General features: G+C 71.8%; 13 protein-coding genes. 5 read left to right on the top strand and 8 right to left on the bottom strand.

All coding sequences use genetic code 11. The features are described from left to right. The first annotated feature begins 34 nt into the window (after positions 1-34). Positions 35-1,303 carry a low specificity L-threonine aldolase gene (locus OG285_RS14455; RefSeq protein WP_371791154.1) on the top strand — a complete coding sequence of 423 codons (1,269 nt, stop codon included), beginning with the start codon at positions 35-37 and terminating at the stop codon, positions 1,301-1,303. A 63-nt stretch (positions 1,304-1,366) separates the two neighbouring features. Here the strand turns inward: OG285_RS14455 and OG285_RS14460 are convergent, their stop codons facing one another. After that, on the bottom strand, positions 1,367-1,567 hold the full coding sequence (locus tag OG285_RS14460) for a hypothetical protein (protein WP_371791155.1): 201 nt from the start codon (positions 1,565-1,567) through the stop codon (positions 1,367-1,369). A 105-nt stretch (positions 1,568-1,672) separates the two neighbouring features. Between OG285_RS14460 and OG285_RS14465 the strand changes: the two genes are divergently transcribed. Continuing rightward, on the top strand, positions 1,673-2,785 hold the full coding sequence (locus OG285_RS14465) for a DUF5937 family protein (RefSeq protein ID WP_371793531.1): 1,113 nt from the start codon (positions 1,673-1,675) through the stop codon (positions 2,783-2,785). A 28-nt stretch (positions 2,786-2,813) separates the two neighbouring features. Here the strand turns inward: OG285_RS14465 and OG285_RS14470 are convergent, their stop codons facing one another. Then, complete coding sequence (locus OG285_RS14470; RefSeq protein WP_356835552.1) at positions 2,814-3,491, bottom strand: response regulator transcription factor; 678 nt, start codon at positions 3,489-3,491, stop codon at positions 2,814-2,816. A gap of 60 nt (positions 3,492-3,551) precedes the next feature. Then, positions 3,552-4,751 carry a sensor histidine kinase gene (locus OG285_RS14475; RefSeq protein WP_356835550.1) on the bottom strand — a complete coding sequence of 400 codons (1,200 nt, stop codon included), beginning with the start codon at positions 4,749-4,751 and terminating at the stop codon, positions 3,552-3,554. A 96-nt stretch (positions 4,752-4,847) separates the two neighbouring features. Here OG285_RS14475 and OG285_RS14480 point away from each other — a divergent pair, with 96 nt between their 5' ends. Both OG285_RS14480 and OG285_RS14485 read left to right on the top strand, forming a co-directional pair. After that, on the top strand, positions 4,848-5,810 hold the full coding sequence (locus tag OG285_RS14480; RefSeq protein ID WP_356835548.1) for an SAM-dependent methyltransferase: 963 nt from the start codon (positions 4,848-4,850) through the stop codon (positions 5,808-5,810). Positions 5,811-5,964: 154 nt separating this feature from the next. Then, positions 5,965-7,107 (top strand): NADH-quinone oxidoreductase subunit D, encoded by a 1,143-nt coding sequence (locus tag OG285_RS14485; protein ID WP_356835546.1) that lies wholly within the window; start codon positions 5,965-5,967, stop codon positions 7,105-7,107. Between the two features lie 119 nt (positions 7,108-7,226). Here the strand turns inward: OG285_RS14485 and OG285_RS14490 are convergent, their stop codons facing one another. The 4 genes from OG285_RS14490 to OG285_RS14505 all read right to left on the bottom strand — a co-directional run bounded on the left by OG285_RS14490 (position 7,227) and on the right by OG285_RS14505 (position 10,852). Continuing rightward, entirely contained in the window at positions 7,227-8,315 is a 1,089-nt protein-coding gene (locus tag OG285_RS14490; protein WP_356835544.1) for a hypothetical protein, read from the bottom strand. 125 nt (positions 8,316-8,440) lie between these two features. Continuing rightward, positions 8,441-9,421, bottom strand: a complete 981-nt coding sequence (locus OG285_RS14495; RefSeq protein ID WP_356835542.1) for an ABC transporter substrate-binding protein — start codon at positions 9,419-9,421, stop codon at positions 8,441-8,443. 58 nt (positions 9,422-9,479) lie between these two features. Then, entirely contained in the window at positions 9,480-10,148 is a 669-nt protein-coding gene (locus OG285_RS14500) for an ABC transporter permease (protein WP_356835540.1), read from the bottom strand. A gap of 2 nt (positions 10,149-10,150) precedes the next feature. Then, positions 10,151-10,852, bottom strand: a complete 702-nt coding sequence (locus OG285_RS14505) for an ABC transporter permease (RefSeq protein ID WP_356835538.1) — start codon at positions 10,850-10,852, stop codon at positions 10,151-10,153. 194 nt (positions 10,853-11,046) lie between these two features. Here OG285_RS14505 and OG285_RS14510 point away from each other — a divergent pair, with 194 nt between their 5' ends. After that, entirely contained in the window at positions 11,047-12,192 is a 1,146-nt protein-coding gene (locus tag OG285_RS14510) for an ABC transporter ATP-binding protein (protein WP_371791156.1), read from the top strand. Here OG285_RS14510 and OG285_RS14515 read toward each other — a convergent pair. After that, entirely contained in the window at positions 12,179-13,291 is a 1,113-nt protein-coding gene (locus OG285_RS14515) for an alpha/beta hydrolase (RefSeq protein WP_371791157.1), read from the bottom strand. The two genes, OG285_RS14510 and OG285_RS14515, sit on opposite strands and share 14 nt — an antisense overlap. Positions 13,292-13,294: the final 3 nt, after the last annotated feature.

The following is a 13,294-nucleotide window of genomic DNA, read 5'->3' on the forward strand; positions in this document are numbered from 1 at the left end:
GGACTGTCCACAGGCCGCGGGCGAGGATCGGCGCATGACGAACGAGGCAGACACGACCGGGGCCGATGGCGACGGACAGGACAGCGGGACCGGGCACGACAGCGGAAAAGAGCAGGCCGACGGGGGCGGGCACCGCGAGCAGGCCAAGCAGCCCGAACAGTCCGAGCCCTCCGGACAGGACCGAGCGCGCCGCAGGACCGCGGCGATGCGCGGTGCGAAGCGGGTGCTGTCGCGCCCGTCCGCCCTCGCCACGCTGGGCGAGCGGCTGACCGCGCTGGCGGCGGACGCGGGCGCGGTGTACGACCTGGACGAGCAGGTGGACATCTACGGCGGCGGAGTAGTCGCCGAGCTGGAGCAGCGGGTGGCCGGGCTGCTCGGGCTCCCGGCTGCCGCCTTCTTCCCCACCGGCACGATGGCGCAGCAGGTCGCGCTGCGGTGCTGGGCGGGCCGTACCGGCGATCCGGTGGTCGCGCTGCACCCCATGGCCCACCCCGAGCTGCACGAGCGGGGCGCCTTCGGGGCGGTGAGCGGACTGCGTACCGTCCATCCGACGTCGGCGCCCCGGCTCCCCACCGCCGCGGAGGTACGCGACTTCGAGGAGCCCTTCGGCACGCTGATGCTGGAACTGCCGCTGCGCGATGCCGGTTTCGTCCTCCCGACGTGGGACGAGCTGGTCGCGGTCGTCGCGGCCGCCAGGGAACGGGATGCGGTGGTGCACCTCGACGGCGCGCGGCTCTGGGAGTGCGCCCCCCACTTCGGCCGCGGCCTGGAGGAGATCGCGGGGCTCGCGGACAGTGTGTACGTCTCCTTCTACAAGTCCCTCGACGGCCTGTCGGGCGCCGTGCTCGCGGGGCCGGTGTCCCTGATCGAGGAGGCCAGGACCTGGCGCCACCGGTACGGGGGCCAGCTCTTCCAGCAGTACCCGGCCGCGCTGTCGGCCCTGCTGGGCCTGGAGCGGGAGCTTCCCCGGCTGGCCTCGTACGTCGAGCACGCGAAGGTGGTCGCCGCCGGGCTGGCGGACGGGTTCCGGGCGGCGGGTGTGCCCTGGTTCCGGGTCAGCCCCGAGGTGCCGCACACCCACCAGTTCCAGGTGTGGCTGCCGTACGGGGCGGAGGTGCTGTCGGAGGCGGCGGTCGGACAGGCGGAGGAGACCGGGGTGGCGCTGTTCCACCAGTTCTACCCCGCGCCGGGCGCCGTACCGGGGGTGTCGCTGACCGAGGTGACGGTGGCGGCGCCGGGGCTGTCGTGGAGTGCGGCGGATGTGGTGGCCGCGGTGGAGGACTTCGTACGCCGGGTGGGGTGACGGCGGACGGGGGCCTTCGAACGCCGGGTGGGGTGACGGCGGACGGGGTGAGGGCGGATGGGGTCAAGGCGTCGGCCACGACGCGCTGAGCAGCCTGCGCAGCCACCCCTTCCGCCTCCGTCTCGCGTCCGGCCGTCCCGTGCGCAGGTGGTCGCGTATCTCGCCGAGTGCCTCCCAGTCGTGCCGGCCCGGCTGGGGCGGCGCCAACTCGCCCCGCTGGGCCGCACGGTAGGCGTCGAACAGGTGCTGCTGGTTCGTGTTCATGGCCCCAGCCTGGGCACCCGCCGGGGCCCCGGGCCCGCCATTTGACGAGCGCGGTCAATCGACGGCAGGACTGTCGGTGGGGGGAGGCACGATGGGTCCATGAGCGTGGACATCGACATCACGGGACTGCCGCCCGGGGCGATCACTTTCGAGCCGTCACCCCTGGCGGAGCTCGGCAATGCGCTGCATGTGCTGTCCGAACCGGGCCACCATCCTGGGCTGCACGGCTGGGCCACGGCGACGGCCGCCGCGCTGGAGCCGGACCTCGCCGACCGGCTGCACGAGGCGGACTTCCTGTGGCGCACCACGTTCTCGGACATCTTCATGCCGTTCGCGGGGGCCCGGCACGGCGGCGGCAGGCCCGGGGCGACCCTCGCCGAGGACCTGGATCTGCTCGACCTGCTGTCCGACGACGAGTTCGTGACGGTCGCCCTGGAGTTCACCTGCTCCGTCACCTACGACCTGGGCGGCCCGTCACCGCTCACCGACGCGGGGGTCCGCAGCCGCGCACTGGATCTCGCGGCGGCGCGCGGGCCCCGGCAGCTCGACTTCGCCGGACATCTGCTGAACGACCCGGTCACCGTGCGGGCCTGGATCCGGCGGCTCTTCGAGGACTGCGAGCAGGCGTTCTTCGGCGACACCTGGCGCCGCGTACGGATCCAGCTGGCCGCCGACGCCCGGCACAAGACCGAGATCCTGCGACACAAGGGCCTCGCCGATGCGATGACCGCGGTCTCCGCCGCCCTGTCGCTGGACAGTACGGGCACCAGGATCAGCGCCGACAAGCTCGCGGAAGGGCGTTCGGCCGCGGTGGGCGCACCCGCCGGGGACGGGCTCACCTTCGTACCGACCAGCTTCGGCTGGCCCCATCTGCTGGTGCTGCACCGCCCGGACTGGCGCCCGGCGATCCAGTACCCGGTGGCCGCCCCCGAGCTGCCGTCCCCCGCCTCGGTCGATCTGCTGAAGCTGCGTCTTGAGGCGCTGGCCCACCCGATGCGGATGCGGATGTGCCGGGGGCTGGCCCGCTCCCCGCACACCACGGGCGAACTGGCCGACACCCACGGCATATCCGCGCCGGAGGCCTCCCGCCATCTGGCGGTCCTGAAGCGGGCCGGCCTGATCACCACCAAGCGGCGCGGACGGTACGTCCTGCACCAGCTGGACCTGACCGTGGTGGCCAGACTCGGCAGCGACTTCCTGGAGGGGGTGCTGCGCTGACGGGGGTGCTGCGCCGAGGGGGCGGGCCTCAGCGCGCCCCGGAGCCCCCGGCCCGTACCAGACCCGTTTCGTACGCCATCACGACCACCTGCACCCGGTCCCGCAGCCCCAGCTTGGTGAGGATGCGGCCCACATGCGTCTTCACCGTGGCCTCCGACAGCACCAGCCGCGCCGCGATCTCGCCGTTCGACAGGCCCTGCGCGACCAGCAGCATCACCTCGCGCTCCCGGTCCGTGAGCCGCTCGATCTCCTTGTGCTGCGGATCCGCGACCGTGCTGGGCAGCATCGGTGAGAAGCGGTCGAGCAGCCGCCGCGTGGTCGACGGCGCGACGACCGCGTCGCCGCTGTGCACGGACCGGATCGCCCCGAGCAGCTCGGCCGGGGGCACGTCCTTGAGCATGAATCCGCTGGCGCCCGCCTTCAGCCCGGAGAAGGCGTACTCGTCCAGGTCGAAGGTGGTCAGGATCAGCACCTTCGGCGCATCGGGCCGCGCACAGATCTGCCCGGTCGCCTCGACACCGTCCATCTTCGGCATACGGACGTCCATCAGCACCACGTCGACCGCCGTCGACCGGAGAACACTGATCGCCTCCGCGCCGTCGCCCGCCTCCGCGACGACCTCCATGTCCGGCTGGGCGGCGAGCACCATCCGGAAGCCGGTGCGCAGCAGCACCTGGTCGTCGACGAGCATCACGCGGATCGCCATCTCGTAAGAATCCCTTCTCATGGGGCCGGGGACCGGCCGGAAGAACCTGGTCCCGAGGCGCTAGTGGGCGGGCTTGAGCGGCAGCAGCGCGCTGATCCGGAAGCCGCCGCCCGGCCGCGGGCCCGCGTCCAGCGTGCCCCCGACCATGCCGATGCGCTCCCGCATTCCGATCAGGCCGTGTCCCTGACCGTCCGCCCCGCCGTCCTGGTACAGCTCGTGCGCCGCGCCCCGGCCGTCGTCCTCGACCAGCAGGCCGAGTCCGTCGTCGAAGTAGACGAGACGCACACTGGCGCCCACGTCCGGCCCGCCGTGCTTGCGGGTGTTGGTGAGTGCTTCCTGCACAATGCGGTACGCGGTGAGCTCCACGCCACTGGGCAGCGGCCTCGGAGTCCCCTCGACACGGAAGTCCACGGTCAGGCCGGCGACCCTGACCTGCTCGACCAGGTCCTCGATCTGCTGCACGTCCGGCTGCGGGACGTACTCACCGCTCTCCGGTGCGTCACCGGTCCGCAGCACCCCCAGCAGCCGGCGCATCTCGGCGAGCGCCTGACGGCCGGTGGACGAGATCGTCTCCAGCGCCTGCCTGGCCTGGTCGGGCGAGGCGTCCAGGACATAGGCGGCGCCGTCCGCCTGGACCACCATCACCGACACGTTGTGCGCGACGACATCGTGCAGCTCACGGGCGATCCGGGCGCGTTCCCCGGCGACCGCCACCTTCGACTGCGCCTCGCGCTCCCGCTCCAGCCGGGCGGCCCGCTCCTCCAGCTGCGCGAAGTAGGCCCGGCGGGTCCGCACCGAGTCGCCCATCACCCAGGCCAGGATGAACGGCACCGTCGCCACCATCGTGAGCACTGCCTCCTGCACCCAGCTGGTGGCCGTCTCCTCGTGCCAGCGCAGCTCCGCGAGCGCCCCCGCGCACAGGCCGCCGACCAGGCCGAACCGGGAGGCCCAGCGCGCCCCGTCGGCCGCGACGGTGTAGATCAGCACCAGCATGGCGAAGTCCGCGGGCACCGGGCTGATGTCGAAGACCAGCTGCGCCACCCCCAGCAGCGTCACGAGCAGCAGCATCTTCTCGGGCGCCCGGCGGCGCAGGGCCACGGCCGCGCAGAGGCCCAGGAAGACCGGGACGGCCTGGTAGTCGTACCCGTGTCCCATCCGGGTCGACTCCCACTGCACCGCGGAGAACCCGAGGAGGATGACGGCCCAGAAGACGTCGACCAGAGTCGGGTGTCTGCGGATGAAGGCGTAGAGACGCTGCACGTAACCCAGCGTAGGGAAGCCGAACAGGTGTAAGGGTCAGCCGAAGGACCGATCCGGTCGCCCCGGGCGTACTCCCCAAGGTGGAGACTTGACGCCGTGACTGATGAGTGGCGCGGGTGGCGTGAGGCGACGGAGGCCGCTCTGTACGGGGCGGACGGCTTCTATCTGCGGCCGGAGGGGCCGTCGGGCCACTTCCGCACCTCGGTGCACGCCTCCCCCTTGTTCGCGTCGGCCGTGGCCCGGCTGCTGACGGAGCTGGACATCGCGGAACCGGCCCTGGTCGACATGGGGGCGGGCCGCGGTGAGCTGGTGACGGGTGTCCTGGCCGCGCTGCCCGCGGACTTCCCGGTACGGGCGTACGCCGTCGAGCGTGCGCCCCGTCCGGCCGGGCTCGACGAGCGCGTCGTCTGGTGCGCCGAGCCGCCGGCCGGGGTGCGCGGGCTGCTCTTCGCGAACGAGTGGCTGGACAACGTTCCGGTCGACGTCGCGGAGACGGACCCGGCCGGGACGCGGCGCTATGTGCAGGTCAGGACGGAGGACGGCGCCGAGCGGCTGGGCGGGCCGGTGGCCGGGGCGGACGCGGAGTGGCTGGACCGCTGGTGGCCGGCGGCCGGGCCGGGCACCCGCGCCGAGATCGGCCGCCCGCGCGACGAGGCGTGGGCGGCGGCGGCCGGAACACTGGAGGCGGGCATCGCGGTGGCCGTCGACTACGCGCACCCGCGCACGGCCCGGCCGCCCTTCGGCACACTCACCGGCTTCCGGGAGGGCCGTGAGGTGCGGCCGGTACCGGACGGGAGCTGCGACATCACCTCCCATGTGGCGCTGGACGCGTGCGCGCTGCCGGGGGCGGAGCTGCGGACCCAGCGGGAGGCACTGCGCGCCCTGGGCGTCAGTGGCGAACGCCCGCCCCTGGCGCTGGCCTCGGCGGACCCCGCGGCGTACGTCAGGGGCCTGGCCGCGGCGGGCGAGGCGGCGGAGCTGGTGGCACGGGGCGGGCTGGGGGACTTCGGGTGGCTGACGCAGCGGGTGGGCACGGGGCCGGGGGCCACGGCGGGGTGAGGGGCAGGGTGCCGGGGGCTGCGCCACGGGGCCGGGCGACTGGTCATGGGGTACGGGTCATGGGGTACGGGGCATGGAGTACGGGGCAGGTGACCGGGCCCCGGGGGCCGAGCCCGGATGGGGCCACCGTCAACCGGCGGGGATACTGGCCCGTATGACGGAGACGACGGTCGGCATCGGCGGCGCCGCGGAGAGCACCGACATGGTGCTCAACATCGGCCCCCAGCACCCTTCCACCCACGGAGTGCTCCGCCTCCGTCTGGTCCTGGACGGCGAACGCATCCAGCAGGCGGAGCCGGTCATCGGCTATATGCACCGGGGCGCCGAGAAACTCTTCGAGGCCCGCGACTACCGCCAGATCATCATGCTCGCCAACCGCCACGACTGGCTCTCCGCCTTCTCCAACGAGCTGGGCGTGGTGATGGCCGTCGAGCGGATGCTCGGCATGGAGGTCCCCGAGCGCGCGGTCTGGACCCGTACGCTCCTCGCCGAGCTGAACCGGGTGCTCAACCACCTGATGTTCCTCGGGTCGTACCCGCTCGAACTGGGCGGTATCACCCCGGTGTTCCACGCCTTCCGTGAGCGCGAGGTGATCCAGGCGGTCATGGAGGAGGTCTCCGGCGGCCGGATGCACTACATGTTCAACCGGGTCGGCGGCCTCAAGGAGGACCTCCCGGCGGGCTGGCTCGGCCGGGCGCGGGACGCCGTGGCCGATGTCCGCTCACGCATGGACGTGTACGACGACCTCGTACTCGGCAACGAGATCTTCCGGGGCCGCACCCGGGGCGTGGGGGTCCTCTCCGCCGCCGCCGTGCACGCGTACGGGGTGAGCGGCCCGATCGCGCGCGGCTCGGGCGTCGACTTCGATCTGCGCCGCGACGAGCCGTATCTCGCGTACGGCGATCTCCAGGACACCCTGAAGGTCGTCACCCGCGAGGAGGGAGACTGCCTGGCGCGCTTCGAGGTGCTGCTCGGCCAGACGCACAACGCGCTGGACCTGGCGGACGCCTGTCTGGACCGGCTGGCCGGGCTGGCTCCCGGGCCGGTGAACCAGCGGCTCCCCAAGGTGCTGAAGGCCCCGGAGGGCGAGACGTACGCCTGGACCGAGAACCCGCTCGGCATCAACGGCTACTACCTGGTGTCGAAGGGCGAGAAGACCCCGTACCGCCTGAAACTCCGCTCGGCGTCGTTCAACAACATCCAGGCGCTGACCGAGCTGCTGCCCGGCACCCTGGTCGCCGACATGGTGGCGATCCTGGGCTCGCTCTTCTTCGTGGTCGGCGACATCGACAAGTAGCCCGCGGCAGCCGGCCGGTACGCGTCGCACGGCTCCGGACGCACGGCACCATACGCACGGCGGCCCGGACCCCGGCGGGGTCCGGGCCGCAGGCAGTCGAGCGGTCGGGCGGTCGGCCGCTACGAGATCGCGGTGCGCAGCACGCCCACGTCGATCTGCTCCGTCTCGTCGTGCTCGGTCAGGTCGATGACCTGGCCGACCCCGCGCTCGGCGTCACTCCCGAGGCTGTCGTCCACGCCGTCCTCAGGTCCAGTACCGACTGCGGAGACCGCCGCCTCGGCGCGGTGCGCCGCGATGGCCTCCGCACCGACCACGTCCGCCAGGTCCTCGTTCTGCACCGAGGCCAGCTGTGCGGGCTCAAGAGCCGATGCGGCGCTCCCCTGCCGCGCACTCTGCGTGTGCTGCGCGCTCTGCATGCCGAAGAAGTCGAAACCGCCCACAGGCCGGGGCGCGCGGCCCTGCTGCGGGGTGTACGGGGCGACGGCGGACGCCGGAACGCGACGCGGAGCGGGGAGAGCCGACGGCGGGCGCGTGTGCTCGGCGGCGGCCGCCTCCGGCTTCCCCTCCGGCTTCGCCGCCTCCCGCTGTCCGCGCTGCTGCCGGGGCCCCCGGTGCTCGCGCTGTTCGTGGCGGCCGCGCTGGGCCGCCGCGTTACGGCTCAGCGCACCGAGCGCCTGGGCGGCCTTCGCGTACGCGGCCGGAGTGGGGGTGGAGCGTGCGGCCGGCAGCGCGGCCCGTGCCGCGGCCGGGGCCGCGGCCTCGATCGCCAGGAGCCTGCGGCCCTCCAGGGCGCCGGCCCGCTCGGTCTCGGCGGTCGCGTACCGGCGCAGCAACGCGGCGTGCTCCCCGCGCAGCCCGGCCAGCTCGGCCCGCTTGGCGCGCAGCTTCGTCTCCAGCTTGACGCGCAGGGCGCGCGACTCCTCCAGATCGCCTTCCAGCTCGGCGGTGCGCTCCTCGGCCCGCCACTCCTCGGCGGCGCGTGACCGGGTCAGTTCGGCCACCCTGCGGCCCGCCACCCGGTCCCAGTTGCGCATCAGGACCGCACCGGTCACCGCGGTGACCGCCGCGGCCGCGACCAGGCAGCGGAGCACCAGGGGATCCGCGAACAGCCAGGCGCCGGCGGCGAGAAGGAGCGAAGCACCGGCTACGGCCGAAGGCTGGAGAAGCCGGTGCAGGGGTGGGGAATGGCGGTGGCGTCCACGTGGCATGGCTCGAAATTTACCGTGCGCGTGAGCCGAATGGATGACCGCACCGGGATTTGTTCCCCAGCGGTTACCTCGAACGGTAACCCGTCGGATACCCCGGCGCTTCCCGCCATTCCCCCGCGAACCGGCTAGTTGATCAAGCTCTTCGACTTCAGATAGTCCTTCGCGACATCGTCGGGCTTCGCGCGCTCGGAGTCGACCTTGCGGTTCAGCTGGACCAGATCGGCGGTCGTCAGCGCCGACGTGAGCTTGGCGAGAGCGGCCGCGATCTCGGGGCTGCCCGCATCCTTGGCATTCACGACCGGCAGCAGATTGTCCGCGTTCTGGAGCTTCTTGTCGTCCTGGAGCAGGACCAGCCCGTAGGTGTCCAGCGTCGCGTCGGTCGTGGTGGTCAGCACCAGCTGGTCGGTGCCGTCCTTGACCGCCTGCTTGGCCTGCGGGGTGCCGACGCCCTTGGGGTCGATGCCGGTGACGTCAATGCCGTACTTCGACTTCAGGCCCGGTGCGCAGAACGGCCGGACCGTGCATTCGTCACCCGCGGCGATCTTGACCTTCGCCTTCGACTTCCCCAGATCCGAAAGGGTCTTGAGCTTGTTCTTCGCGGCGAATTCCTTGGTGACGGCGAAGGCGTTCTGGTCGACCGCCCGGCCCGCCGGAAGCACCTTCAGCCCGCGCGGCCCGGCGAGCTTCCGCAGCGCCGCCACGGTCGCCCCGACATCACCGGAGGCGACGGGCTTCTTCTCGGCCGCCTTGGCGCCGTTCGTCTTGGCGTTGAGGAATTCGGCGAGGGTGGCCGCGTATTCCGGTACGACGTCGATCTGGCCCTTCTCCAGCGAGGGTTCGTACAGTTCGCGGTTGTTGACCGAGGTGACCGAGGTCTTGTATCCGGCGTTGGCCAGCACCTGGCTGTACAGCGCGGCGAGCACCTTCGACTCGGTGAAGCCGGCCGCGCCGATGACGAGCGAGCCCTTCTTGCCCGAACCGGCGGCGGCGCTCGACCCGCCGCCGTCCTTGCCCTTCTCCAGGCTGTCGCCGCCGCACGCCGCGAGGGAGCCCGTCAGAGCCACCACGCCGAGCACCGCGCCCGCTATTCGCGAGGTTTTGATCATGAGGTCCACTCCAAGTGACAGGTGATTGAGATGAGAACGAGGCAGACGCGGCCGTCCCTCAGGCCGCCTTGCGCCGCGGGTCGAGCAACCGGTCCGCCGCCACCAGCAGGCCCTCCACGACGAGAGCCAGCGCGGCGACGAGCAGCGCGCCCGCCACCACCTGCGCGGTGTCGTACGTGTTGAACCCGGCGGTGATGATCCGCCCGAGGCCCCCGCCGCCGGTCATCGCGGCCAGTGTCGCCGTAGCGATCACCTGGACCGCGGCCGACCTGAGCCCGGTCATGATCAGCGGATAGGCGAGCGGAAGCTCGACCCGCAGGAACACCTGACGCCCCGACATCCCCATCCCCCGGGCCGCCTCCACCACCGACCGGTCGACCTCGCGCATCCCCGTGTACGCGTTGGTCAGCAGCGGCGGCACGGCGAACAGCACCAGGGCGATCACGGTCGGCAGATCGCCGTGCGAACGCAGCGGGGTCAGCAGCAGCAGCGCGAGCACCGCGAACGTCGGTATCGCGCGCCCGGCGTTGGAGATGTTCACGGCCAGCGCGCCGCCACGGCCGATGTGGCCCAGCCGGAGCGCGACCGGCAGCGCGATGAGGCACGCCAGCGCGAACGCGATCCCGCTGACCGTCAGATGCTCGGCGAGCCGGTGCTCCGCACCGCTCTCCCCCGACCAGTTGGACCCCGTCGTCAGCCAGGTCCAGGCATCGGTCAACTCGCCCATGGTCAGCCCGCCTCAGCCGTCCGGACCGCTCGCGGCGTCCGTATCCGGGTCCAGGGCGTGAGCAGCCGCTGCACGCCGAGCAGCATCAGATCGGCCAGGACGGCCAGCAGCACACAGAGCACGGACGCGGTCAGCACCTGCGCCTTGAAGAGGGTCGGCAGCGCGTCCGAGATGAGATTGCCGAGCCCGCCCTTGCCGACGATCGAACCGACCGTCGTCAGCGCGACCGTGGAGACCGTGGCGATCCGCACCCCGGCGAACAGCGCGGGCAGCGCGAGCGGCAGCTCGACCTCCCAGAGCAGCCTGGCCGGTCCGTACCCCATGCCCCGCGCCGCCTCCCGGGCGTCCTCGGGGACGGCAGCGAGACCGGCCATGATGTTCCGTACGAGGATGGTCAGCGAGTAGAGCACCAGGCCGGTGACCACCAGGGCGGCCGACAGGCCGAACCACGGCAGCAGCAGCGAGAACATGGCCAGCGACGGCACCGTGTAGAGCACGGTCGTCAGCCCGAGCACCGGGCCCGCGAACACCCGCCCCCGACGGGCGAGCAGCGCCAGCGGGAAGGCCACCACAAGACCGATCACCACCGACACCACGGTGATCCAGATGTGCTGCACGGTCGCGTCGGTCAGCTCCTGGCTGCGGGACGTGACGTAGTCCCAGCAGAGCCAGTCGTTCCTCGCCATGCAGTTCTGCCCGCTCATCGCACCCCGCCTCCCGGCCCCCGCCGTGCTCCGGTCTCTCCGGTCCTTCTGGTTCCTTCGGTCCTTCTGGTCTTCCCGGTCCCCATCGGTTTCCTCAACTCAGTGGCGACCCTATCCCCGGCCACTGACAATGCCGGGATCCGTCGCACTGCAGCAACATGGCCTTCACAACCGGCCCGTCACAATGGGGAATCATGATCCGATTCGAAAACGTCACCAAGCGGTACGACGACGGCACGACCGCCGTCGACAACCTCTCCTTCGAGGTCGCCGAAGGTGAACTGGTCACGCTCGTCGGCCCGTCCGGCTGCGGCAAGACCACCACGATGAAGATGGTCAACCGGCTCATCGAGCCGACCGGCGGCCGGATATATGTCGACGGGGACGACATATCCGCCACCAACCCCGTCGAGCTCCGGCGCCGTATCGGCTATGTGATCCAGCAGGTCGGCCTCTTCCCGCACAAGACGGTGCTGGAGAACACGGCGACGGTCCCGCACCTGCTGGGCGTCAAGCGCTCCATCGCCCGCGCCAGGGCCGCCGAACTCCTCGAACTGGTGGGGCTCGACCCGACCGTGCACGGCGCCCGCTACCCCGAGCAGCTCTCCGGCGGGCAGCGCCAGCGGGTGGGCGTGGCACGGGCGTTGGCGGCCGACCCGCCCGTACTGCTGATGGACGAACCGTTCGGCGCGGTCGACCCCGTCGTACGTGAACGCCTGCAGAACGAGTTCCTCGCGCTCCAGAAGTCCGTCCGCAAGACCGTCCTCTTCGTCACCCACGACATCGAGGAGGCGGTACGGCTGGGCGACCGCATCGCGGTCTACGGGCAGGGCACGATCGAGCAGTTCGACGCCCCGGCCGCGGTGCTCGGCGCCCCCGCAACGCCCTATGTGGCGGACTTCGTCGGCGCCGACCGCGGCCTCAAGCGGCTCTCCGTCACCCCGATCGAGCCCGGTGACCTGGAGCAGCCCCCGGTGGTGCACCTCGACGACCCGCTGCCCGCCACGCTGCCGGGCTGGGCGGTCGTCCTGGACCGGGAGGAGAATCTGCACGGCTGGATCTCCGCCGAGCACGCCGCCCTGGCCAAGGGGACGGTGCGCGAGCACGCCCGCCGCATGGAGGCCTGGCTGCCCGTCGGGGCCTCGCTCAAGCAGGCGTTCGCCACCATGCTCCAGCACGACGCGGGGTGGATCGCGGTGATCGACGAGGACAGCGCCGGCCGCTTCCTGGGCGTACTCACCCCGGCCCGGCTGCACGAGGCGCTGCGCCGTTCCACGGCTGCCGACGCCCGGGACATCCCGCGCGACGAAGTGGAGCTGGAGACCGTCAGCGGCCGGTGAGCCGCTGGCTCAGCCAGACCATGCCCGCGGGGATCTCGCGGCGCCAGGTGTTGAAGTTGTGCCCACCGCTCGTCAGCGTGATCGACGACAGCCGGGTGGGCGGCTTCACCTTGTCCATGAACCGCTTCGTGCTGCGGTAGTTCCCCTCGCCCTTCTTGCTGGTGGTGACCAGGAGCGAGGTGGCCGGGGCGGGCCGGTGGTCCAGGCTCCACATCAGGTCCGCGCGCCGCCGCTCCAGCCCGTTGCCGTGGAAGAGGTCGCCCGTCGTCGGGTCCTCGGCCGCGCGGTAGTACGCGGAGAGCCCGGCCCCCGCCCCGTACACGCCCGGGTGATGGACCGCCAGTTTCAGCGCGCAGTAGCCACCCGTCGAGTCACCTATGGAGCCCCAGTTCCCGGGACCCGGGCCGACGCGGTACGCGGTACGGACCGCCCCCGGCAGGTCCTTCGCGAAGAACGTCTCGCTCTGGGGTCCGTCCTGTATGTCCACGCACTCGGTGTCCCGCGGCGGGGCCACCGTCGGCCGGAGCATCACCAGCACCATCGGTCGCATCTTCCCGGCCTTCAGCTGGTCGAGCTCCGTCCTCGGGTAGTGCAGACCGTGAATCAGGTTCTCCGCGGTGCCCGGATAACCGGTGAGCACCACTGCCGCCGGGAAAGTTCGCTTCATGTACGCCCGCTGGAAATACTGCGGCGGCAGATAGACGTACGCGGAGCTGGCTATCTTCGACGAAGGGCCCTGGATCACGACCTTCTGGATCTGTCCCGCGACCTCCGGCTTGGTGCCGCCGGGGACGTCCAGGCCCTTCCTCGCCACGACCCGGACGTCACGGCTGCCCGCGTCGTGGTCGACGACCACACCCGGCGTCTGCTCCTGGCCGAACAGGTCGGCCCACGAACCGTAGAAGAGGAAGGAGTTGTTGGCCATGAGCCCGACCGTGGCGAAGACCGCCACCTGGGTCGCGAGGAACAGGCCGATCCGGCCGGCCACCGCACGGCCACTGCGCCGTGCGAGCCGCGGCCAGCACCAGATCGTCGCGGCGAACAGGACGATGGCCAGCAGCGCGGCGAGCGCCAGAACCTTGTGACTGGTGAGACCCATGGG

The sequence above is a fragment of the Streptomyces sp. NBC_01471 genome, from assembly GCF_041438865.1.
Classification (GTDB): Bacteria; Actinomycetota; Actinomycetes; order Streptomycetales; family Streptomycetaceae; genus Streptomyces.